Annotated in this window: 25 protein-coding genes; 18 read left to right on the forward strand and 7 right to left on the reverse strand. The window is 61.9% G+C overall.

The genetic code is table 11. The annotated features are described in order from the left end of the window. Window positions 1-183: 183 nt before the first annotated feature. The 3 genes from CN97_RS18430 to CN97_RS18435 form a co-directional block, all read right to left on the reverse strand. Window positions 184-765, reverse strand: coding sequence for a recombinase family protein (locus tag CN97_RS18430; RefSeq protein WP_035714669.1), 582 nt, complete (start codon window positions 763-765; stop codon window positions 184-186). A gap of 666 nt (window positions 766-1,431) precedes the next feature. Next, on the reverse strand, window positions 1,432-1,785 hold the full coding sequence (locus tag CN97_RS20430; RefSeq protein ID WP_084684261.1) for an HIRAN domain-containing protein: 354 nt from the start codon (window positions 1,783-1,785) through the stop codon (window positions 1,432-1,434). A gap of 11 nt (window positions 1,786-1,796) precedes the next feature. Next, a complete protein-coding gene (locus tag CN97_RS18435) occupies window positions 1,797-2,621 on the reverse strand; it encodes a manganese catalase family protein (RefSeq protein ID WP_035714670.1) in 825 nt (274 codons plus the stop codon). Window positions 2,622-2,939: 318 nt separating this feature from the next. Here CN97_RS18435 and CN97_RS18440 point away from each other — a divergent pair, with 318 nt between their 5' ends. The 4 genes from CN97_RS18440 to CN97_RS18455 all read left to right on the forward strand — a co-directional run bounded on the left by CN97_RS18440 (window position 2,940) and on the right by CN97_RS18455 (window position 6,148). Then, window positions 2,940-3,359 (forward strand): YsnF/AvaK domain-containing protein, encoded by a 420-nt coding sequence (locus tag CN97_RS18440; RefSeq protein WP_051911429.1) that lies wholly within the window; start codon window positions 2,940-2,942, stop codon window positions 3,357-3,359. 1 nt (window position 3,360) lies between these two features. Next, window positions 3,361-4,224, forward strand: a complete 864-nt coding sequence (locus CN97_RS18445) for a YsnF/AvaK domain-containing protein (RefSeq protein WP_084684263.1) — start codon at window positions 3,361-3,363, stop codon at window positions 4,222-4,224. 85 nt (window positions 4,225-4,309) lie between these two features. Further along, on the forward strand, window positions 4,310-4,948 hold the full coding sequence (locus CN97_RS18450; protein ID WP_051911431.1) for a CYTH domain-containing protein: 639 nt from the start codon (window positions 4,310-4,312) through the stop codon (window positions 4,946-4,948). Between the two features lie 417 nt (window positions 4,949-5,365). Further along, a complete protein-coding gene (locus tag CN97_RS18455) occupies window positions 5,366-6,148 on the forward strand; it encodes a PhnA-like protein (RefSeq protein ID WP_211253712.1) in 783 nt (260 codons plus the stop codon). A gap of 124 nt (window positions 6,149-6,272) precedes the next feature. Here the strand turns inward: CN97_RS18455 and CN97_RS18460 are convergent, their stop codons facing one another. From CN97_RS18460 to repC, 4 genes are all read right to left on the reverse strand, one after another. Then, window positions 6,273-6,737, reverse strand: a complete 465-nt coding sequence (locus tag CN97_RS18460) for a YidB family protein (protein ID WP_035714672.1) — start codon at window positions 6,735-6,737, stop codon at window positions 6,273-6,275. Window positions 6,738-6,886: 149 nt separating this feature from the next. Then, entirely contained in the window at window positions 6,887-7,273 is a 387-nt protein-coding gene (locus tag CN97_RS18465; protein ID WP_035714674.1) for a response regulator, read from the reverse strand. 97 nt (window positions 7,274-7,370) lie between these two features. Further along, window positions 7,371-8,441, reverse strand: a complete 1,071-nt coding sequence (locus CN97_RS18470) for a sensor histidine kinase (protein WP_035714675.1) — start codon at window positions 8,439-8,441, stop codon at window positions 7,371-7,373. A gap of 190 nt (window positions 8,442-8,631) precedes the next feature. Further along, entirely contained in the window at window positions 8,632-9,744 is a 1,113-nt protein-coding gene (repC, locus tag CN97_RS20435; protein ID WP_158212533.1) for a replication initiation protein RepC, read from the reverse strand. Between the two features lie 564 nt (window positions 9,745-10,308). Here repC and CN97_RS18480 point away from each other — a divergent pair. The 14 genes from CN97_RS18480 to virB11 all read left to right on the forward strand — a co-directional run bounded on the left by CN97_RS18480 (window position 10,309) and on the right by virB11 (window position 21,034). Further along, a complete protein-coding gene (locus tag CN97_RS18480) occupies window positions 10,309-10,623 on the forward strand; it encodes a hypothetical protein (protein ID WP_088216949.1) in 315 nt (104 codons plus the stop codon). A 73-nt stretch (window positions 10,624-10,696) separates the two neighbouring features. Next, window positions 10,697-11,095, forward strand: coding sequence for a hypothetical protein (locus tag CN97_RS18485; RefSeq protein WP_140418240.1), 399 nt, complete (start codon window positions 10,697-10,699; stop codon window positions 11,093-11,095). Next, window positions 11,092-11,778 (forward strand): lytic transglycosylase domain-containing protein, encoded by a 687-nt coding sequence (locus tag CN97_RS20010; protein WP_051911433.1) that lies wholly within the window; start codon window positions 11,092-11,094, stop codon window positions 11,776-11,778. Before CN97_RS18485 ends, CN97_RS20010 begins: the two co-directional genes overlap by 4 nt. After that, a complete protein-coding gene (locus tag CN97_RS18495; protein ID WP_051911435.1) occupies window positions 11,766-12,053 on the forward strand; it encodes a TrbC/VirB2 family protein in 288 nt (95 codons plus the stop codon). The genes CN97_RS20010 and CN97_RS18495 overlap by 13 nt, the downstream gene beginning before the upstream one ends. A 6-nt stretch (window positions 12,054-12,059) precedes the next feature. After that, entirely contained in the window at window positions 12,060-12,335 is a 276-nt protein-coding gene (locus CN97_RS18500) for a VirB3 family type IV secretion system protein (protein ID WP_035714693.1), read from the forward strand. Then, the gene (locus tag CN97_RS18505) at window positions 12,328-14,685 is read left to right on the forward strand and encodes a VirB4 family type IV secretion/conjugal transfer ATPase (protein WP_088216948.1); all 2,358 of its coding nucleotides are present in this window, start codon (window positions 12,328-12,330) and stop codon (window positions 14,683-14,685) included. The genes CN97_RS18500 and CN97_RS18505 overlap by 8 nt, the downstream gene beginning before the upstream one ends. Window positions 14,686-14,687: 2 nt before the next feature. Beyond that, the gene (locus CN97_RS21010; RefSeq protein WP_158212534.1) at window positions 14,688-14,825 is read left to right on the forward strand and encodes a hypothetical protein; all 138 of its coding nucleotides are present in this window, start codon (window positions 14,688-14,690) and stop codon (window positions 14,823-14,825) included. 50 nt (window positions 14,826-14,875) lie between these two features. Continuing rightward, complete coding sequence (locus tag CN97_RS18510; protein WP_169743204.1) at window positions 14,876-15,499, forward strand: type IV secretion system protein; 624 nt, start codon at window positions 14,876-14,878, stop codon at window positions 15,497-15,499. Then, the gene (locus tag CN97_RS18515) at window positions 15,496-15,927 is read left to right on the forward strand and encodes a hypothetical protein (protein ID WP_035714697.1); all 432 of its coding nucleotides are present in this window, start codon (window positions 15,496-15,498) and stop codon (window positions 15,925-15,927) included. The genes CN97_RS18510 and CN97_RS18515 overlap by 4 nt, the downstream gene beginning before the upstream one ends. A gap of 9 nt (window positions 15,928-15,936) precedes the next feature. Next, the gene (locus CN97_RS18520) at window positions 15,937-17,118 is read left to right on the forward strand and encodes a type IV secretion system protein (protein ID WP_035714700.1); all 1,182 of its coding nucleotides are present in this window, start codon (window positions 15,937-15,939) and stop codon (window positions 17,116-17,118) included. 71 nt (window positions 17,119-17,189) lie between these two features. After that, entirely contained in the window at window positions 17,190-17,891 is a 702-nt protein-coding gene (locus tag CN97_RS18525; RefSeq protein WP_051911437.1) for a virB8 family protein, read from the forward strand. 1 nt (window position 17,892) lies between these two features. Continuing rightward, window positions 17,893-18,666 (forward strand): TrbG/VirB9 family P-type conjugative transfer protein, encoded by a 774-nt coding sequence (locus CN97_RS18530; protein ID WP_051911438.1) that lies wholly within the window; start codon window positions 17,893-17,895, stop codon window positions 18,664-18,666. Further along, window positions 18,663-20,024 (forward strand): TrbI/VirB10 family protein, encoded by a 1,362-nt coding sequence (locus CN97_RS18535; protein WP_051911440.1) that lies wholly within the window; start codon window positions 18,663-18,665, stop codon window positions 20,022-20,024. The genes CN97_RS18530 and CN97_RS18535 overlap by 4 nt, the downstream gene beginning before the upstream one ends. Continuing rightward, on the forward strand, window positions 20,024-21,034 hold the full coding sequence (gene virB11, locus CN97_RS18540; protein ID WP_169743205.1) for a P-type DNA transfer ATPase VirB11: 1,011 nt from the start codon (window positions 20,024-20,026) through the stop codon (window positions 21,032-21,034). Before CN97_RS18535 ends, virB11 begins: the two co-directional genes overlap by 1 nt. Window positions 21,035-21,049 lie beyond the last annotated feature (15 nt).

Raw genomic sequence — 21,049 nt, forward strand, 5'->3', positions numbered from 1 at the left:
ACATCACGCTTCAACGCCGAGTTCTGCAACAATGCCCCTCAAACTGCTCCCCTTCGTCATCGGACAGCAGGACAGTAATGCGCATTTTCACAATCCTTAGCTCGCCAGTGCGCACATGTGCGCATTTCTCCTCATTATGCCTCACTCTAGCGAGTATGGGAAGAACTTTTAGCTAACACTCCCTCACGGCTCCACATTGCCCTTGCATCGAGCGATGGTCATCCGGCTGCACCCATAGCGGCGCGCCAGATCCGATACCGACACTCCAACATCCAGCTCCGCACGAATACTGTGTTTCTGTGCTGCCGAAAGTTTGGCAGGTCGCCCAATGATCTTTCCCTGTGACCGGGCGCGGGCCATACCCGCATGCGTTCGTTCAATCAGCAACTCTCGCTCGAATTGCGCCACGGCGTTCAGGATGGCCATAGTGAATTGCCCGGCCGGACTGGTGAGGTCGCTGCCGCCCAGAGCGAGGCAGTGAACACGCACCTGCATTTCGGCAAGCAGGTTCACCGTTTGAGCCACATCCATCGCGTCGCGCCCCAGCCGGTCCATCTTCGTGACCACCAGCACGTCGCTCTCCTCCAGCCGATCAATCAGGCGGGCGAACATCGGACGCTGCTGCGCGGGCACGCTGCCCGAGATCGTCTCGGAGACGATCCGGCGCTTCGGGATGATGAAGCCTGCCGTCTCCAGTTCCTGCACCTGGTTCTCGATGGTCTGTTGGATGGTGGAGACGCGGACATAGGCGAAGGTGCGGGACATGGCCAAAACTGTTCAGAACGGTCGTTCACATCTTAGATGCTCACAACCCCCGTACAAGACCCGTTTTGAGCACCTTCACCTGTTCCTGTTCAAAACCGTTCCGATTTGAACAGGTGACCATGCAACTGAAAGCCTGGTCGGACCTTCAGATTGGCAAGGGCAACAGCAGCCGGAGCGTCGGCGACACTCCCGGCTAAGGCGCTATCAAATCTGATGCCATGTTGATACCGGCTCAGCACAAGCCGTCGGCCTGATCAACATTCGCAGGGCGCGGCGGGGCGCTTGAGGAACATATTGATCAACGGTCGGTTTACCAATCCCACGCGCACCTTCGAGGCTCCATGAGCATTGCAGCGCACCACTTCATGTTTGGCATGCAGGGAGGGCCCGGGTTTTTGCGGAAGACACCACGCAGATCCTCAGAGGATGAACCGGCAACCAATGGCACGCTCAGGTGGGCCGCTGCCATAACGCTCCTCATCGCAGCCGCTGCAGTCGTCATTGCGATTGTGATTAGAAGCCAGACTGCGCCTGTCACAGCCCCGAAGCAAGTTATCGCACCTGAGGTCCAGGTTGAAGCGCCCTAGGTGCCGAAACCAGGAGCTGAGTCGGGACGGCACCTGTCGCAAGAGATACCGGAGGAGCTTACCCCTCCGGCTTGCACGTTCAGACTATTTCCAGGAACACCCTCACTTCGCCAGTCTGCGAAGCTTCGGCAAAACCTGCAACTCCCGCATCAAGCAGTCGGGACAAGGCCCCTGCCTGCACGGGCGGTACGTAACCAAGGCGGCGTCCGTCGTTGTCTATAACGGCGACGGAGGAAGGATCGAAGCGGCGGGCGGGGTCGCGCATCAGGCGCAGCCGCTCGCCGGGGCGCAACCAGTCTCCAGAGGTATCTGTATTCGACAGTGACGTTCGGAGAACCTCAACGGCGGTCGCGGGCCGTGGAGCCGCGTCGGCTGGCAGGACCGCCAGGGGTGCCGCTGCAGCAAAACCACCGATAAGGATGCGTCGTTGCATGCCGGCCTCCCTCACATCTGTTCGGATTGCGCGCCGCTCTTCGGCTTCGCCTTTCCAAGATCCGGCACCTCACCCAGTGCTCCCAGCTTCGCAACGGTGAACTCGCCCTTTCCGTCGATGGACGAGCCTTCCGACCAGCGGCCGGGGGCCGGGGCGCTGCCGTCTTTCTGGAAGCCCAGATAGGCATAGCTGAACTCGGTCTTCTCTTCGGCCTGCGGGTGGCTGTTCGGGATCGGGAAGGCGCCCTTCGCCCCGCCCAGTTCCTCCAGCGCGGCCATCCACTGGTTCTGGTGCATGGTGTCACGGGCGATCAGGTATTGCAGCATGTCCTTCATGCCCGGATCGTCCGTCATGTTGTACAGGCGGACAGCCAGCGTGCGACCCGTGGATTCGGCGGCGATGTTGGCCGTCATGTCCGCCGCAATGTTGCCACTGGCATAGATGTGCGACATGTCGAAAGGCACGCCGTCGCTGTCGACCGGCATGGCCGACAGGCCCGAGGACAGCAGGTTTTTGAGGTTCATCCCGCCCATGACGGCGTTGATGGCCGAGTCCTTGGCCATTTCCTCTTTCAGGCTCAGCGGTGCGCCTTCAAGATTGAGCGCGACGGCATGGGCCAGCATCTCGATATGGCCCAGTTCCTCGGCGGCGGTGTTCATCAGCAGGTCGCGGAACTTCGGGTTGCCGCGCGCGCCGCAGGCCTGGAAGAAATACTGCATTGCGACACGGATCTCACCCTCCACGCCACCGATGGCCTGTTGCAGGGCACGGGCGAACAGCGGGTTCGGGGTGTCGACGCGAACGGGATACTGAAGCTTGTTGTCGGTATAGAACATGATGCGTCCATTGCTTTTCAGGTTGGGAAAAGATCGTTCAGACTGGATTCGCCTCGAAGGGGCGTTTGACGGACAGCGTGGTAGCCGCATCAGCAACAGCCGGCACGGCGCGTTGGTAGGCGTCTTCAAGCGCCGGTCCATCCGGCCTGTCTAAAGGCGCGGCAACGCCGCTGGTTCCGGCTCCTTCGCTTGATGTCTGGGATCATGCCCTGATGTCCGTCCCATCGGCGATTTCTGCCGATGGGACGGAACGTGCCCTTTCGATCACGGAACGTTCCGTGCGTTCACCCGTTGTCCATGCTCAACAGGGATGGCGCAATGACCGAAGACGGAAAAGACGTGCTGCCTCTTGTCGAGGAGCGGGTCTCGGTAACCGCCGAGGCGCGGGTCAGCGGGCGGGTGCGTGTCAGCACTCATACCGAAGCCGTGGACACCCTCATCCCTGTCGATCTTGCAGAGGTCGACGTCGAGGTGACCCGCATTCCTGTGGACCGTGCAGTCGATCACGCGCCCGACATTACCACGGATGGCGACACGACGATCATCCCGGTGATGGAGGAACGTCTCGTCGTGACGCGGCAGCTCTTCGTGCGCGAAGAGATCCACATCCGCCGGATGACACATCGCGAGACAGTGGACGTTCCGGTCACCACGCGCCGGCAGACCGCGACCATCGAGCGTCTGCCTCCCCATGACGAGCAAGACATCCCACCCTTCCCTTCTGACAAGGATATCTGACATGACCTATACCACCGATACAGGCACCGGCACCACCGGCACGACGGGCGGCACCGCCATCTCCGCCCTGTTCGACAACCGCACCGATGCCGAACAAGCGACGGCGCGTCTGCGCGAAGTGGGTATCCCCGAAGCACAGATCCGCGTTGTTCAGGGCGCCGAGTCCGCCACCACAGGCGTCGCGGATCCCGAAGGCAGCAAGGGCTTCTGGGACTCGCTCAGCGACCTCTTCTTTCCGAACGAGGACCGCTACTCCTACGCCGAAGGCCTGTCGCGCGGCGGCTACCTCGTGGCCGTGACCGGACTTAACGACGCGGAATACGATGCCGCCCTTGCCATCCTCGACGACGAGGGCACCGTGAACATCGAGGAGCGCGAGGAAAGCTGGCGCTCCGAGGGGTGGAGCGGCTACGAGAACAGTCCTTACGCCACGGCGGGCGCAGCGACGGCACCCATGGCCGCGGCAACGGACCGCGTGTCGGACGATGCGGCGATCCCGGTCGTGGAGGAGCGGCTGCGCGTTGGCAAGCGCGACACGAACCGCGGCCATGTCCGCGTGCGCGCTTACACGGTTGAAGAGCCCGTGAGCGAGAGCGTCGATCTGCGCGAGGAGCGCGTCGAGCTGGAGCGCCGCCCCGTCGATCGCGCCGCCGTTGTGGACGAGGACTTCCGGGACCGCACGATCGAGGCCGAGGAACATCGCGAAGAAGCGGTTGTGGCGAAGGATGCGCGCGTGGTGGAAGAGATCGGCCTGCGCAAGACCAGCGACACCCATCGCGAGACGGTTTCCGACACCGTGCGCCACACGGAGGTCGAGGTGGACGACGATCGCGACGATCGGGAATTGCCGCGCACCGGGCGCTGAGTCATCGACATAACGCGGAACGAGGGCAGGATTTCCTGCCCTTCTTCATGTCTGTCAGCAAGCAACCACGTCTTCGGGATTCCGCATGCCCACCGAGATCGAACGGAAGTTTCTCATCAGGTCGAATGACTGGGAGCCGCACGTCATGCGGACGCTGCACATTCTGGACTACCTTGTGGCGCGGTTCGACACCGGGAAGGCCAGGATCCGCATCTGTGGAGAGGAGGCCATCCTGACCTTCAAGGGCCAGAAGACCGGGGTTCGGCGCGGCGAATACCATCTGCCGCTGGAAAAGGAACAGGCCCGGGTCATGATCGACGAGTTCGTAGTCTCGGACGCTGTCGAGAAAAACCGGCACGAGGTGGAGGTGGCCGGGGTTGTCTGGCAGGTGGACGAGTATCTGGGGGCGCTCTCGGGGTTCGTCACGGCGGATGTGGAGCTTCCGCATGAGGACCATCGGCTGGTCCTGCCCGCTTGGGCCGGACCCGAAATCACGAACGATGCTCGCTTCGGATCGTCGGCACTGACCGCGGCCCTCGACCGGGGCGAAGAAGCCGTGGAAGCCCTGTTCGAAGCAGCAATGTTGGGTGCCAAAGAGAGCAGCAGGAAAGCGGCATCGATCTGCGACCAGCGTGAACCAAGAACCAGCGACCACACCAAAACGAGCTTCGCTTTACGCGAAGATGTTAACGCCCGGACGGATCTCATCATCAACGACGACTAAGAAGCTTGCTGAGGAAAACGGCTTGGCGGGCAACAGCGAGCTGTCCTCGCGGAACACGCTTCAGCAACATCTGTTTCCGACCATGGGCCGCTACAATTCACAACACGATCCCTCAGCCATCCCGCTCGGGTGGCAAGGTGCAAATTGCGACGAAGCTTTCCCAAGGGCCACACCGGACGGCCACTCGAAGAACCCATCCCTGCCCTTGGAAGCCCCACCAAGGAACCTCTCCCTCCTGCAGCGGTTGCACCTGCATTGGCGTGTATCTGCGGCCCCCTGGGAGTCCGCGCATCGGAGGGACAAAACATGACCTACAATCCAACGCCTGAGGGACCGACAACCCACAGCCATACGACCCCAACGATGTGGGGTCACTTGAAGCAAGTGTCCTGGGGCGCAATCTTCGCTGGCGTTGCCGTGGCGCTCGTGGTGCAGGTGCTGCTGACGCTGCTCGGGGTCGGAATTGGTGCAGCGACGCTTGATCCCGGCACGGCGGACAATCCGGCCGCTTCCACCTTCTCGGTTGTCTCGGCAATCTGGTATGCCATTTCGGGCATCGTCGCTGCATTTGTCGGTGGCCTCGTCGCGTCCCGCATGTCCGGTCGGACGGAAGAACAGATCGGCGGCCTCCACGGTCTGACGGCATGGGCCGTCACCACTCTTCTGATGCTCTACCTCCTGACCTCGTCCGTAGGTGCAGTGGTCGGTGGCGCTTTCAGCGGCCTCTCCAGCGCCATTGGCGGCGTAAGCCAGACGGTTGCAAATGCCGCCGGTCCCGCCCTTGATGACGTCAACCCGCTTGATGCATTGGATCAGCAGATTGAATCCACGGGCAACGATCCGGAAGCTCTGCGTCAGCGTGCCGTAAACGCAATGCGCGGTCTGGCCATGAGTGATGAAGCCGGTCGTGATCAGGCACGTCAGGAAGCTGCGCAGGCCTTGTCCGATATGCGCTCCATTCCGCTGCCGGAGGCACGGGAGCAGGTCTCTCAGATGGAGCAGCAGTATCGCGAGACGGTGGATCAGGCCCAGCAAACAGCAACGGAGGCGGCCGAAACCGCAGCGAACGCGGTTTCCATCGGAGCCATTGCTGCCTTTGTCGCTCTTCTGGCCGGTGCGATTGCCGCGTGGATGGGTGGCCGGCGCGGTGTCTCTCATCCGACTGTCATTGTTCAGCAGGACGCCCCACGTCGCCGCTAAGAACGGCCCGGTTCTAAATGTGCTCCAGACGCCGTCGGCCAAACTCTGGTCGACGGCATTTCAGCTATTAAATCTCAAGAACTTGGTGCTTCTTCCATATGCCGGAGAAGATAGGAAACGGGTCTTACCAGTCGCGTGTCTCGTGTTCTTCAGGCATACGGCCCTTCGGAGTGAGTCTGTCCACAGCCTCCGGTAAGATCGCCGACAGCTGCGCAAGAAGGTCGTTCCGCTGAAGACCAGTCTGTTGGGACAGATTGTCGATCGTCTGTCCGCCAAAGGCCTTCTCGACGTCTTGGGGCGCAATGGACCGGTTCGGGCCGGAGGATATCCAGGACTTTGCAGTCTCCCCTTGTCCAACTTGCGTGAACATATCGATAAGACCGCCTAGCCCGCCATTCAGGCCTGCCGTCTGTCCGGCCCCGCCAGGGTTTCCTCCACCCCCGAGAACGCCTCCCAACCCGCCGCTTTGCCCGCCACGGCTCGACAGCAGCGCCATGAGGATCGGCAGAAGAGGCGAATGGCCGCCATTCTGACCTCCAGTCCCTCGGGAATTCAGCACCCCGCTCAGCACCTGATCAAGCAGTCCCATGATGTTGTCCTTCCATGTGAATGCCGTCCAATGCGGCCCCGACGAAGAACAGGATGCAGGACGGCTTTGCCTGAACATTTGCCGGGTCGGCATGTTCCGTAAAACCGGGCAACGTCAGAAGCGTCGCGAGTAAGATTGCTCCTTCTGGCTCATCTTACGTTCGGCAGATCACCACCACCAAGGTAGCGTTCCACTGCCCGCAGCACATCATCCGACGAGATGGGCTTGTTCAGAAAGCCGACAGGTTCGGCAGGAGCAGCTTTCTCCATGATCTCTTTACCAAGACTGCCGCTGACAAAGAGGGACGGGATGCTGAAGCGCTCCCGAAGTTCGATTGCGGTATCAATCCCGTTGCTTCCGTGAGCCAGTTCCACATCCATCGTCGCAAGATCAATAGGGTGAGCTTCCGCAAGCGCGAGTGCTGCCTGTTTCGTTGCAGCAACACCAACCACCGCGTAGCCAGCATCCTCCAGCGCCATGACAAGATCCATGGCAAGAAGCGCGGCGTCTTCAACGACAAGAATGGTGCTCGGCATGATCGGCTGTGCTCCGGATGCAGTACGGCATCAATCAATCAACTCAAAGTTGACGACAAGGTTTCAAAACAACGGGGCGTAAGTCTCAGAAAGGGTGTCAGCGCTCGGAGCGTTGACAGGTGAGCTGGCAGACCACGCCTTCTTCTGGGTAGTCGACACTGACCTCGCCTCCGAACTCGGCCGCCAGCATCTGCTTGACCAGAAAGCTGCCAAACCCGCGCCGCTGCGGAGGTGCCACAGGGGGCCCTCCACGCTCCGTCCAGCAGAATATGAAGGTCGCGTTCGTCCCTTCACCGCTCAATGACCAGTCGACACTGACCCGCCCGGCTTCGGCAGACAGCGCGCCGTATTTGGCGGAATTGGTCGCCAGTTCGAAAAGTGCCAGGGTCAGCGCGAAGGTCTCCTCGTCACTCAGGGCGACATCAGGGCCGGATAACGTGATACGCGTCCCCTTTCCGTCCATCCGCTCCCGCATATGGTGCACAACATCCCTGACCGTGGCTTCCTCGTGAGCCCGCAGCGACAGTACATCCTGGGCATGCCCCATATCTGAGATCCGCTGGACCAGCTTGTCGCGATATTCCTCGACAGTCGACGCCTGCCGCGCAATCTGCCGGACGATGGCTGTCACCAGAGCGTAGGAGTTCTTCGACCGATGCACCAGCTCGCGGTTGCTGATGGCGGCTCTGCGTTCGAAGCGGACTCGGTCGGTCGTCTCGATTACGGTGTCCATGATACCCCGGACCACCCCTTCTTCATCCACAACCGGACTGTAGGAGAAGGTGAAGAACGCTTCGGCAAGCCCGTTCGCGTCGCGGCGCACCTTCATCGGGAAGTCCTTCACGAAGGTTGCCTCGCCGACCATGGCCTTGGCGACGATTGGGCCAATTGTGTCCCAGGATTCCTGCCAGATCACTGAGAACGGCAGTCCCAGGCAATCTCCCTTGTCGCCCAGGGTTGGAATGAAGGCGTCATTGTAGATCGCGATCAGTTCGGATCCCCAGCACAGGCATTTAGGAAAGCCCGAGCGCAGCGTCAGGCTGACCGTGATCTTGAGCACGGGCGGCCATGTGTCGATCGGCCCCAGAGGCGTCGACGACCAATCGTGCTCTGCGACCCGCTGGGCCATGGGGATGGTAAGATCGAGGAACGCCAAGGAGGTTGTCATGCCGAACTCTTCGGATGGAGCTGCGTGATGCTGCGCCTTTCAAACCTCTATCGCCTACATAGGATTACAGTTCAATCGCACCCTCTATGCCTATGGGCACTCGACCGGCAAGGCCAACATCATGCTACCAAGAGCTTATGGTGAAGACCCCCCCTTACCACCAGAACCTGGCGCGACGTCTGATCGAGCTTCAGCATGTGGCGTGCTCCCTGTGCAAAAGGCCGAACACGGAGCGATGAAGCTGCGCTGTGCCCAGCTCGGCGCGTTCGCTCATGCGGCGCACCCATGCCCCTGCGTTGCGGATCTTGCCACCTCGCTCATAGCCATCAGCGTCAGCAATCATCACCAACAGGGCTGCGCCGACCTTTCCGATCGCGGCTTGCGCTTGTGCCCAAGCGGACGGGTTGATCCCGAGGGCCATGGCCCGTTCGTAGCCCACGTTCACGAATGCCATCCAGTCCGCGCGCCCATAAAGCTCCATCCCCACATGCCATTCGGCGGGGGCGGCCTTCAGGGCCATCGGCAGGCTGATATGCTCCATCCCGCATTTCGGTGTCTGGGTGGGCGGTGTCGATGCGCCCTGCCCCATCTTGTTCTCAGCGGGCATCGCCGGATTACAAGACTCTGATGGATATTGGTTTGTAGTGTATGGTCGGTCATTTTTTTCCGGCCGGTCGGAAATTTCGGACCGACCAAGATGGGTCAGAAAGCGGCGCACATGGTTCAGCAGTTTGCTCAAGTCTTCGTATTCGAGGTGAGCGATCCGGCGCGGAAAGCTCGCCCATGTCTGTTGATCCTCGGCGGCGACGTCGGTTCCCGATAGGATACGGCGGATCATTGAACGCAGGCGAGAAATCTCGTTCCGCATACGATCTGCGGCCACTCGCTCCGCTCTCATGGCTTCGGCCGCCATGGTCAGTTCATCAGCGCGATCCTGAAGCGGTGTCAGGTCGATGCCGTGGACGGCGATGATCCTACCGGATTGGTCCCGCTGGCAGTAACGGCGCCCACCCCCCATGCTGCGATCCACCGCCAACCCGTTCCGCACCAGAAAACGGACATGATTTAAAATGGTGCGGGGATTCTTGCCGCATTCGAAAGATAAGGTTGACACGCTCGCAGGGCTTATCGGCACCTCGGAACCCCGTGGTATACGACCAATAAGGGCCTCTAGGGTCCGACGCACACCATCAGGTAGTTTCATCACAAGCGCGGCATTACGCGCGGCTTCGTATAAATCGGCAGAAAACTGCCTATAATTTTCGTTGGGTTTTCCCAACACCTGCAAAGGTTTAGTGACCATTCTGTCCGCTCTCCATGTGGAGCGGCCGAGGGAAACACGGCTGGCATCTATTGTTCGCCCAAGGGCGCTTTTTGTCTTGCCTGCGATGTAGGGGAACGATACCTTGATGCTTGAACAACGTGAGCATCTTAAGACCTCGCCAAAGGTCCGGTTGCGTCCCCCCCGGTGGTCCCCGACCGCTGGGGGTTTTCTTTTTTGGGCCTCAGGGATCTTGCCGTCCCAATTTCTGCCCCGCTTCGGAATCAATCTCCTGATTTTTGCGCCTTTTCGGCACGGTAGCGTAACTGTCATCAGCGCGCTAGCTACATCCGCCTTTGCAGGCAGGATGTGCCATCACACAGCCCTTCATAAACTCACCGCATCCATACAAGTCAAGTAAGCATATCAAGACGTTCTTCTGATATAGACATTGGCAACGAGAATACCGTATGCATCAGAAACATATTTCTGATGCATAAGTTGTGTTGACATGCAAAACCCATAAGTTGTAACCTTATCTCAAGACATGGATTTCTTTCTGAAATGTCTTTAGATTGCCCCTGCGAACACCAGCGAGGGGGCGGAATGGATTACGACGAGGGAAAGGTGCTACTAGGCAATGCTATTCGACCTTTCGTCAGGAAAGGCGGGAAGCTGCGCTACCAGCCCTTTGTGGCAAAAGATGGGCGCATTCATTGGCAGGTTTTCGGCATCCAGCCGAACGGCCATGAACTTCCGGTCTACGTGGTCAGAACAGGTGAGGCGCGCGTCCTCAAGACCATCGGCGCGGTTCTCAACTACCACCAGGAATACTTCCCTCTCGCAACCGAGCTCTGTGTTGGCATTCTTCCTTTGGAAGAAGGGCAAACGTCCGGCGGAGACGAGGAAGCCGAGGGCTGAAAAGGACCGAGACGACCGCAATGTTGTCTCGATCAACGACTTCAAGAAACGAAAGCGCCGTGCGGTGGCGGCCGTGCAGCGGCAAGAGCGCAAGGCTAAAGCGGGGCGCATTTACCAGGCGGTAACAACCGACTTCTACACGGTCGGGGAGTTCGGGCCTGTCCTGCGGGTGCCGTGGGTGTCCTTCTTCATCTTCTCCATCGGCCTTTTTGCATGGAGCTTCCTGCACGATGACGTGCAGCGGGTTTATGGCGGTCCGGTCTGGTTCTGGTCTTGGGTCGGCTACCTGCTCGTCAGTGCCTACCTGTCGCCGCGCCTCTGGCATGACGTGGATCTCGCCATGATGGCGCTGGTCGCGATCATCTTCCTGCCCTGCCTCTGGTTCATGGCGCTGTGGGTTCCGGCCATCGTGTTCGTGCTGGTATCGGTCGTCTCGCTGATGCTGTCCCCCATTCTGGGGCGCATCCTGTGAGCCGCCCCATCCTCGTCTGCGCAACGCTGTGCCTGACCGTTGGCGCTGCCTCGGCCGATGTGTTCGAGTTTCTGCCCGATGGAACGATGGTGCAGCGTGGCCTTCCCGAAGCCAGCGCCGCACCCGCTCCGGCTGTCTCGCGCCGCGCCACGCCCACGACGGTTCCGGCCAGCCGCGCCCAATATCGGGCGCTGGCCGAAGACGTCGCGCTGGCCTATGCGGGCGGTCCCGGTCCTCGTGCGGCGGGCCTTGACGCCCTGACATTCCAGCGGGTGTTCGTGGCGCTGGTCCGACAGGAAAGCGGCTTCAATCCCCGGGCGGTCAGCCCCGCTGGGGCGCAGGGTCTGGGTCAGCTCATGCCCGGAACCGCAAAGCTGCTCGGGGTGACGGACGCCTTCGACCCCCATCAGAACCTGAACGGAGCGGCCCGCTACTTCACGCAGCAGCTTGCCCGTTTCAAGGACGTGCGCCTTGCGCTGGCGGCCTACAACGCCGGTCCGCATCGCGTCGAGCAATACGGTGGCATCCCGCCCTTCGCGGAAACGCGGAACTATGTCGCCTCCATCACTGCCGCGACGGGGCTACGCGCCCCTGCCGCAGACCCTGCTTCCGTGACTCCTGTTGCGGAGGCCTCGACCCCCTCCCCAGACACACAAAGGAGTATCTCCGTATGGCAGTATTGACCCGGTATGGGCAGTTTATCGCTCTGGCCTTCGCGGCTCTCATCACCTTGTCCGTGCCCGCGCTGGCGCAGGACCTGTCGCCGGTGAACACGATGCTCGGCAACATCGGCAATGCCCTGACGGGGGCCACGGGCCGCGCCCTCGGTCTCGTGGCGCTGGCGGCGGTCGGCATCGCCTTCCTGATCGGCCGCATGAACTGGATGCTGGCGATCTCGGTCGTCGTCGGCCTCGCCATTCTCTTTGGCGCCGGCACCATGCTCGACGGCTTCGCCTGATCCCCCATGTCGGAACCTTGCTTCAAGGCCCTGACACGGCCCGTCTCCATGGCGGGTCTCCCCATCACCTACCTTGCCTTGCTGTTCGGTCTGGTGGTGGGCGGCTTCATCGCCACGCTGTCCTTCCTCTGGTTCCTGGGCAGCGCGGTGGTGGGATACGCGGCTCTGCGTCTGGTGGCGAACTACGATCCGCGGATTGTCGAGATCATCTTCACATCCCTCGCCAGGACGCCCCTGCCGCCCTCGTGGTTCAAAGGAAAAGGGATCATCTACCGTGCTTGATCTGCAACGCGGCCTCGGCCGGAAAGCTTTGGAGCCGCAAGGCATCGCCCGCGAACACATGCTGGCGGGGCACCTTCCCTACATCACGCCGGTGGGCAACGATGTGGTGATGCTGCGCGACGGCGACGTGATGGGCAGCTTCACCGTGCGCGGCCTTGAGGCCGCGACGGCCGAAGTCGCGTTGATCGACGACGTGAAAGCCGCGATGGAAAATGCCGTCGCGCAGATGGGGCCCGATGTGGCGCTCTACGTCCATCGGGTGTCCATGGAAACGCAGCCCCAGCTTCCGCCCGTCCAGGGCGACGGCTTTGCCGCCGAAGTGGACCGCGTGTGGCAGCGCCACATCGCCCGCGACGGGCTGCGCGAACGCACGATCATGGTCACGGTCTGCCTGCGCCCGCGCAAGCTGACCTCGCTCTGGTCGAAGATCAGCGGCGGCGGCAAAGGCGATCTGCGGGCCATGCGGGACCGCCGCATCGCGCGTCTCAACGAAGTCATCGGCTTCATGATGCAGGTTCTGCGTCCGGTCAGTCCGCGCCGCATGACGGTCGGCGGCGGGCAGTGGCTCGGCCTCCTTCGCACCTGCGTCACGGGGCAATATGCCCCTCTCATTCCCGGATCGAGCTTCGAGCCGCTGGCAAACCTGATGGCCGGATCACGGGTCGATTTCCGGGGCGACACGTTTACGGTGTTCGGCACCGACAGCGACGGCACGCGCTATGGCGCGATCTTCGGCATGAAGGGCTATCCGTCCGAGACGATGGCGGGGATCTTCGACCGCTTCGACATGGCGGCGGATACCGTTGTCACGCACAGCTTCACCCCGATGGATCTGGTGACGGCGACGGGCCGCTTGCAGCGCACCATTCGCCAGATGCGCGCGGCCGACGATGCCGCGATCAGCCTTCAGGCGCAGCTTGTGGAAGCCAGCGATCAGCTTGCCTCGGGCCGGATCGTGTTCGGGCACCATCTGGTGACGATCCTGGCCGTCGCGCAAAGCCGCGCGGAACTCGATGACATTGCGGCCTCGATCCGCTCGGCCGGTCAACGTGCCGGTGCGGTGATCGTGCGCGAGGACATAAACGCCCGCACGGCCTATTTCGCGCAGCATCCGGGCAACTACGGCTACCGCTCCCGCGCCAGCATGACCAGCTCGCGCAACTTCGCCAGCTTCGCCTCGCTCCATTCGGCGGGCCTTGGCGTGGAAGAAGGCCGGGAACCGTGGGGCGTGCCGGTCACGATCCTGCCCACGGTGTCGGGCGAACCCTACCGCTTCAACTTCCATGCGGCGGGTGCGCCGGGGGATCGCACGGTCGGGCACAGCCTGACCATCGGTCGGACGGGCACGGGCAAATCCGTGGGTATTGCGTTCCTGGCGGCACAGGTGCAGCGGGCGAACCCGCGCATCATCGCCTTCGACAAGGACAACGGCTTGGAGATGCCGCTGCGGGCCTTGGGCGGCAGCTATGCGCCCGTCCGCACGGGCGAAGCCACGGGCTTCAATCCCTTTGGGGTGGAAACCGACGAACGGGGCCGCGCGTGGCTGACCGACTGGCTGTCCGCGCTGCTGGAACAGAACGGCCCGCCCTTGACGGCGGAACAGAGTGAAGCTCTGTCCCGTGCCGTGATGGCAAACGCCGAGTCTGATCCGGCCCTGCAGAACGTCATGCACTTCCGTTCGCAGCTTCTCAGCGTCGATGACGGTGGCGATCTCTACACCCGCATGGGGGTCTGGGACACCGATGGGCAATACGGCTGGGTGTTCGGCGGCAGGACCGCTGACCCCGTGCAATTCGACCAGGCGGTGACAGGTTTCGATCTGACGGAAATCCTCGACGTGCCGTCCGTCCGGACGGCATGGCTCTCCTACGTGTTCCGCCGCATCGAACGCACGGTGGAGGATGGACGGCCGACGCTGCTGATCCTCGATGAAGCATGGAAGCTGCTGGATGATCCGTATTTCGAGGCCCGGTTGAAGGACTGGATGCTGACCATGCGGAAAAAGAACGTGGCCGTGGTCATGCTGACGCAGCGCGTGTCGCACATCGCGGAGAGCCGCGCGGGCAGCTCGATCCTCGAATCCGTCAACACCACCATCGTGTTCCCGAACCGCCGCAACACTGCGGAGGAACTGGCTCCGCTGAACCTCTCGGACAGTGAAGAGGCGTTCCTGACGAACTCGGCCGGCGCCAGCCGCGCGGCTCTCGTCCGCAACGGCGACACCAGCACGGTCGTGGACTTCGACCTATCGGCTCTTGGTCCCCTGCTTGGCGTTCTGAAAGGCGGTGGAGGCAATGAGACGTCGCCCGACGGCTGGCGCAAAAACCCTGATTTCTGGAAGGAGATTTGACGATGACACGGCCCCTGCGCCTTGCGGCCCTTCTCGGCCTTTCCCTGATCCTCGGCGCCTGCGCCAATTACACCAGCCGCACGTCGCCCTGCGTCTGCGACTGGCAACCGCTCAACGCTCAGACGGAGGTGATCGTATGATCCGCGTTCTTCGCTCGACCGCCTTTGCTGGCGTCCTGTCTCTTACCGCGATGACCGGCGCATCCGCGCAAGGCGTTCCGACGGAGGACCTTCGCGCAATCGCCAACGCGATCCAGCAACTCGACCAGATGAAGCAGCAGCTTCAGGCCATGACGGGCAGTCGGGGAATCAGTAACCTGCTCAACAGCGTCACAGACAAGGAAACCCGGGAAGCGGCCGAAAGTCTGTCCTCGATCATGGACGGCGCGATCGGGGGTTCCCCCATCGGCGGCAACGCCTCGGTCCTGACCGACAAGATTGATGATCTGAAGGAAACCTTCGCTCTTCCGAACCTCGATCAATTCCTGGGCTCGGATCTTCCTCAGGACCGCGCAATTGCTACGCAGGCCGGGGCAGGCATGGTCGCGATGGCGACGGCCGAGGACACCTACACGCGGTCGAACGCGGCCATGGGGCGGGTGAACACGCTAATCGACCGGATCGACAGCAACGCGGACATGAAGGCCAGCGTGGACTTCAACTCGCGGATGCTGGCCGAAGTCGCGGTGCTTCTGAACGAAAACCTGCGCGTTCAGGCCGCCATCGCGAACACGATGGGCAGCGATGCCCTGACCGCCGCGCGGGACCGCGCCTCGCAGCGCAACTTCCTCCAAGGCTCGAACGAAGGGCAATGACCATGAACCTGATGAAAACCGCCCTGATTGCAGCTTTCGCGACGATCACGACGCTTAACGTGACCGGAGCGGCACAGGCGAAGGATCTTCCCAAATGGGTTTGTGATGGCGGTGGAAGCGGTGAACCTCAAAAAATCCGCGAATTCGCTCACAACAATGGCATGGTCAACGTCCTCAGCCACTATCGCGACCGATGGGATGCTGATTTCGCGCGGGAACAGTGCGATGCGGCTGCGGCCGGTGAATCCGCCTACATCGGTTGCATGATCGGACATCGCGATTGGGATGCGATTGCCGCCATGGTGCCCAGCGAACTTTGGGGTTTGGATAACAAAGGCATCCGCCCGCATCTGCTGAAACTCCAAGATGAAGGCACGGGCTACCGCGACGCCCTGAACCACTGCCGCGAACTCGGCGTAAGCCGATAGGAGCAACCGATGGCGACCTACATTCAAACCACATTGGATAGCATCGACAACGCAATCCTCGGATACACGGAATCCGTGTTTGCAGATTTCGGGGGAGCCATCGCAACCACCTGTCAGCTCATGGGCCTTGTTGCGCTGGCATTTATGGCTGCCAACTCCGTCATGCAGTTGGTGCCCGTCAGATATTCCGACTACCTGAAATGGGGCGTGCGTTTCGTCGTCGTCACAATGATCGCAACCTCGTGGCAGCAATTTCACCCTATCTACAACATCGTCACTGACGTGCCGGGAAACCTCGGTGCATCCTTCCTGCAAGCAACGAGCGCCACCAACATGAACGAGGCGCTGGATGAGATGATCACCAGCCTTTTCGAATTTTCGGATCGTGCAGCGGATGAAAGCGGCATGTTCTCGATCTCGCTGACCTCGGTGCTGATCTGGGTTCTGGGCGCACTTCTGGCGGTGGTCGCGATCATCATCATGTCTCTCGCGAAGGTCGGGCTTGCCATGGCTATCGCACTCGCCCCAATCTTCGTGCCCTGCCTCCTCTTCAAAGCCACGAGCAATCTCTTCGAGTCCTGGGTCAAGTTCACGCTTGGCTTCGCCATGATCCCGCTGGTGACGGCAGGCGTTATGGGCGCAATCGTGGGCATCGGCACAAACTTGATTAGAGAAGCAGACGGCGCAACCGAACTTTCCGAAGCCGCGGGTTTCCTGATCGTCTCGGCGGCGGGGATCTGGCTCATGGCCCAAGTGCCGACATTGGTAAATAGCCTTGCGGGCACGATCACCGCCACGGCGACCGGCATGAAGTCCATGCAGGACACGGCGGGAAGTGCCGCCAGGATGGCGGCTTCCGTCGCAGCCCCCTATGCAGCCGGTGCGATGGCGATGGCGCAAGCTGCCTCCGCCCCCGCTGCGGGCCAAAGCCGGATCGCGGCGGCCATGGAAGAACGCCAAAGCATGAAGGATGCGGGCAAGCGCAACGTCGAACTGACCGGCATCCGCAATGCCGAACGGGGCCACAAGTCCAGCTTCGGGGAACGGCGCGAGGCCGATTGGGCGGCGCGGATGGAGCAGCACCGCGAAAACAAGCGATTCCGCCAGCAGCAGCGCGGCACCGACAGCGCTTCGCATGTGGACCGCACCTCCCAGATGCTGGACCGCAAGACCATAAAACCCGGCTCCTAAGCCGCCCGACTTTTCCACCTGAATAACATTCCTGCGCGGACCGATTTCGCGCCACCTGAGGACTCTGCCCAATGTTCAAAAGAAAGACAGCCTCCGCGCCCGCCCCTGCCGCTCCGTCCGTCGCGACCGCGTTCGAAGATGAGGTGTTTTTCACCCTGCGCCGTCAGCGCAACATCGGGGCGGCCTTCGGAGTGGCGGGCATGGGCATTGGCCTTGTCGCGGTGATCGCGCTGGCGATGGTCATGCCGCTGAAGGAAATGCGCCCCTACGTCGTCATGGTGGACCGCACCACAGGGGAAAGCGAACAGGTCGTGGCGACACGCCCAACCAGCCTGTCGGATCAGGAAGCGGTGCGGGAGGCGGAGCTGGTGCGCTACGTCACCGACCGCGAAACCTATGACGTGTCCGACAACAGTCAGCGCATCCCGCAAGTGAATGCGACCTCGGACGGGCAAGCCGCCGCTTCGCTACGGTCGCTGTGGAACTCCGGCAATGACCAGTATCCGCCGAACCTCTACGGCACGGGGATGCTGATTACGGTCGCCGTCCGGTCGATCTCGCTTCTGGACGACGACACGGCCCAGGTGCGGTTCACCCGCACCTATGAACGCACAGGGCAGAACCCGACGACGCGCGATTTCGTGGCAACGATCACCTTCCAGTTCCGCCCGCGCACGGAAACCTCACTGCAACAGGTCTGGGCCAACCCGCTCGGCTTCACCGTCACCCATTACCGCGTCGATGCGGAAACCCTGAACGTGAGGGGGAACTGACATGAACCGGTTTGCCACGCTTGCCGCTGCGGCGCTTGTCGCCAGCATGGGCGCCGTCTTTGCGGAAACCGCTCCGCGTCCCTACTCGGCTGATCCCCGCATCCGCTACTACACTTACAGCGAACATGACGTGTATCGCCTCGACGTCTACATGCGCTTCATCACCTCGATCCAGTTTGCCTCCGGCGAAAATATCGAGTCCGTGCAGGTGGGCGACAGCGCGTCGTGGCAGATCGTGCGCCTGAACCGGGGCGACGTGCTGTCGGTGAAGCCGCTCGTCCAAGGCGCTTACACCAACATGACCGTCTACACGGATCGCCGCGTCTACACGTTCGAGCTGAATGCGAAAACCGCGCAGGCCGGATCGAACAGCCCGAGCTACCGGATCAGCTTCAACTATCCGAATGAGGCGGCCCGCGCGCGCCAGCAACAGGCGGCAGTGGCGGCACGACCGAAGGATTACAACTACTTCGTGGCGGGCAAATCGACCCGCATCCGACCCATCCAGGTTTATGATGACGGTGTGAAAACCTACTTCCGGTTCGCACCGAACGCGCCCCGCCCCGGCATCTTTGCGGCGAACGCGGATGGGCAGGAAGCCATCGTGAACGTGCAGCAGACCCGCGAAGGGTTCGTGGTCAACCGCACGTCCGACCGCTGGACGCTGCGGATCGGGGATGAGGAATTGTGCATCGCCAGCGGCGAAGTCGTTAAAACCGTTCGGGGCGGCCGTCAGGCGCAGCCGGCCAACAGCCATCAGGGGGTGATCCAATGACCGAGCAAGACAACCACACCCCGAACGGTGCTGAACACGAGGATCGGCCGCGCCTGCGGCCTGATCCGGAAAACGATCGCGAAGCCCGCGTGGCGGCGCGCAGTTCAGAGTTCGACGGGGGCGGCCCCGGCAATGTGGTCAAGATCCTCGTCGGCGGCCTGATCGGCGTCATCGTCCTCATTCTGGCTTTGTCGCTGATCGCGCCTCAACAGATGGCAAGCCTCTTTGGCGGCGGCCGGACTTCGGATGCAGAGGACGTGCAGACCACCAGTTCTGACGACACGGGCCTGTCCACGGAAATCACCGAACGGCAAACCGATGTTGAAACCGATGTGCCGGAGACGTCCGTTCCGGAAGGTGAGGTGAACCTGACCACCGGGGACAGCGAGCTGGCTGACGCCGAACGGCGGCGGCTGGCGGATTTGGAAGCACGGCTGAAGGCCATGGAAGAAGGACGCGGTGAAATCACCCGCGAGCTTCTGGCACAACAGGCGGCGGATCTTCGGGAACAGTTCGAGCGCGAACGCCAACTGGCCGATGAAGCCTACCAGCGCCAGCTTCAGGAGGCGATTGCCGCGCAAGGCATGGACGGCGAAGCCGACGCCCGCCAGCGTCTCGAAGAGGAACGCGCCCGCCTCAACGCGATCAACGAGGCGCAGGTGTCGTCCGATCTTCTGGTGCTGGACAGTTCCGGCAAGGTGACGGGTGGAGGGGCCAGCGGGGCCGGTGAACGCAAGCTGTCCACGAATGAGCAGTTCATGGCCTCGGCCTCGACGGCCAGCTATGACACGGTGCGGGCCACGCAGATTGCCGCGCCAGACCGGACCATCGTGCAGGGCACGACGCTGGAAGCGGTCTTGGAAACGGCGATCAGCACGGAGCTTCCGGGCGTCATCCGCGCCGCAGTCACCAACGACGTGTATTCCTATGACGGCTCGAACGTGTTGTTGCCGCGCGGCACCCGCCTGATCGGCAGCTACAATTCGGACGTGTCCATAGCCTCGAATCGCGCACAGCTTGCATGGAACCGTGCCATCACGCCGGACGGTCGTAGCGTGGAGTTGGGCGGCTACGGCGCGGACCCGTTGGGCATGTCGGGGCAGACCGGCTTTGTTGACACGCGTTTTGGTGAACGCTTCGGGTCGGCCTTCCTGATCTCGATGCTGGCGATCACGCCGCAAGTCGTGGTCGATGACAGCGCGGGCGAGAACACGCAGGAGCTTGCGGAGGACGTGGGCGAGGATCTGGAAAACACGACGCAGAGCGTGATGAACGATTACCTGTCGCTGCCGCCCGTCATCTACATCGACCAGGGCACGACCATGACCGTGTTCGTCAACCGCGATCTGGTGTTCTGATGACGGGACAGGCGGCACAGGCGCCCGTGATGGTTCCGGCCAGCCATGCGGAACAGGGGCTCGCGCCATTGCGCGAGCTTCTGACCTCGGATGATGTGAACGAAGTGGTGATCAATCCGGACGGCGGGATATGGGTCGAACGGTCGGGAAGTGAACACATGATCCGGTGGGAAGGCTCTCTACCCGAAACCCGGATCAAGCCGCTTGGCGGGCATCTGGCGGGGGAAACCGGCAACCAGCTCGGAGCGAAGCATCCCATCGTGTCGGGGCGCGTCGTCCTCTTCGGGCAGACAATGCGGGTGCAGATCATCGTGCCTCCTGCCATCGAAAAGGGCGTTTCCGTCTCGATCCGCAAGTATGTCAGTCGAGTTCTCGATGTGCAGGAAGTGGGATTTCTGGACAGTGGACAGGTCGATGTGGACGCGCTGCGCCTCGAACGCCTCAAGACGCTGACGGACATGGCGCGGGCAGGGGATCTGGAAAATCTGTTCCGTGCAGCCATCCACGACAAGCTGAACATTCTGGTGTCGGGCGGCACGTCCTCGGGCAAGACGACGCTGGCGCGGGCGCTGCTGGCGATCAGTGATCGGAACGAACGCATGGTCACGATCGAAGATGCGCCGGAACTCCATCTGCCCCACCTGAACACGGTGGCGCTGGTGGCGGAGCGGCGCGGTGGGTCTGAACGCTCCCCTACCCTTCTTCTGGAGTCGGCGCTGCGGATGCGGCCGGATCGGCTGATCCTCGGGGAAATCCGCGGTGTCGAAGCCCTGAACTTTCTGGAAGCGATCAACACGGGCCATCCGGGATCCATCAGCACGATCCATGCCGACAGTCCGGCCCTCGCCTTGGAACGGCTGGCAATGATGGTCATGCGGGCGGGGCTGAACCAGACGCGGCAGGACGTTCTGGACTATGCGCGACAGACCATCGACCTCATCGTGCAGGTCGGCCGACGCGGCGGAAAGCGGGGCGTCCTGCAGGTCTATATGCCCGCTCTGGCGAAATGAAAAACGCCCCCGTAA

Origin of the sequence: Haematobacter massiliensis (genome assembly GCF_000740795.1) — a bacterium.
Lineage (GTDB): Bacteria > Pseudomonadota > Alphaproteobacteria > Rhodobacterales > Rhodobacteraceae > Haematobacter > Haematobacter massiliensis.

Bases quoted from the DNA above. Each gene is read 5' to 3' on its own strand.
- CN97_RS18430 (WP_035714669.1), bottom strand. From the start codon at position 765: ATGTCCCGCACCTTCGCCTATGTCCGCGTCTCCACCATCCAACAGACC.
- CN97_RS20430 (WP_084684261.1), bottom strand. From the start codon at position 1,785: ATGCAACGACGCATCCTTATCGGTGGTTTTGCTGCAGCGGCACCCCTG.
- CN97_RS18435 (WP_035714670.1), bottom strand. From the start codon at position 2,621: ATGTTCTATACCGACAACAAGCTTCAGTATCCCGTTCGCGTCGACACC.
- CN97_RS18440 (WP_051911429.1), top strand. From the start codon at position 2,940: ATGACCGAAGACGGAAAAGACGTGCTGCCTCTTGTCGAGGAGCGGGTC.
- CN97_RS18445 (WP_084684263.1), top strand. From the start codon at position 3,361: ATGACCTATACCACCGATACAGGCACCGGCACCACCGGCACGACGGGC.
- CN97_RS18450 (WP_051911431.1), top strand. From the start codon at position 4,310: ATGCCCACCGAGATCGAACGGAAGTTTCTCATCAGGTCGAATGACTGG.
- CN97_RS18460 (WP_035714672.1), bottom strand. From the start codon at position 6,737: ATGGGACTGCTTGATCAGGTGCTGAGCGGGGTGCTGAATTCCCGAGGG.
- CN97_RS18465 (WP_035714674.1), bottom strand. From the start codon at position 7,273: ATGCCGAGCACCATTCTTGTCGTTGAAGACGCCGCGCTTCTTGCCATG.
- CN97_RS18470 (WP_035714675.1), bottom strand. From the start codon at position 8,441: ATGACAACCTCCTTGGCGTTCCTCGATCTTACCATCCCCATGGCCCAG.
- repC (WP_158212533.1), bottom strand. From the start codon at position 9,744: ATGGTCACTAAACCTTTGCAGGTGTTGGGAAAACCCAACGAAAATTAT.
- CN97_RS18480 (WP_088216949.1), top strand. From the start codon at position 10,309: ATGGATTACGACGAGGGAAAGGTGCTACTAGGCAATGCTATTCGACCT.
- CN97_RS18495 (WP_051911435.1), top strand. From the start codon at position 11,766: ATGGCAGTATTGACCCGGTATGGGCAGTTTATCGCTCTGGCCTTCGCG.
- CN97_RS18500 (WP_035714693.1), top strand. From the start codon at position 12,060: ATGTCGGAACCTTGCTTCAAGGCCCTGACACGGCCCGTCTCCATGGCG.
- CN97_RS21010 (WP_158212534.1), top strand. From the start codon at position 14,688: ATGACACGGCCCCTGCGCCTTGCGGCCCTTCTCGGCCTTTCCCTGATC.
- CN97_RS18510 (WP_169743204.1), top strand. From the start codon at position 14,876: ATGACCGGCGCATCCGCGCAAGGCGTTCCGACGGAGGACCTTCGCGCA.
- CN97_RS18515 (WP_035714697.1), top strand. From the start codon at position 15,496: ATGACCATGAACCTGATGAAAACCGCCCTGATTGCAGCTTTCGCGACG.
- CN97_RS18520 (WP_035714700.1), top strand. From the start codon at position 15,937: ATGGCGACCTACATTCAAACCACATTGGATAGCATCGACAACGCAATC.
- CN97_RS18525 (WP_051911437.1), top strand. From the start codon at position 17,190: ATGTTCAAAAGAAAGACAGCCTCCGCGCCCGCCCCTGCCGCTCCGTCC.
- CN97_RS18530 (WP_051911438.1), top strand. From the start codon at position 17,893: ATGAACCGGTTTGCCACGCTTGCCGCTGCGGCGCTTGTCGCCAGCATG.
- CN97_RS18535 (WP_051911440.1), top strand. From the start codon at position 18,663: ATGACCGAGCAAGACAACCACACCCCGAACGGTGCTGAACACGAGGAT.
- virB11 (WP_169743205.1), top strand. From the start codon at position 20,024: ATGACGGGACAGGCGGCACAGGCGCCCGTGATGGTTCCGGCCAGCCAT.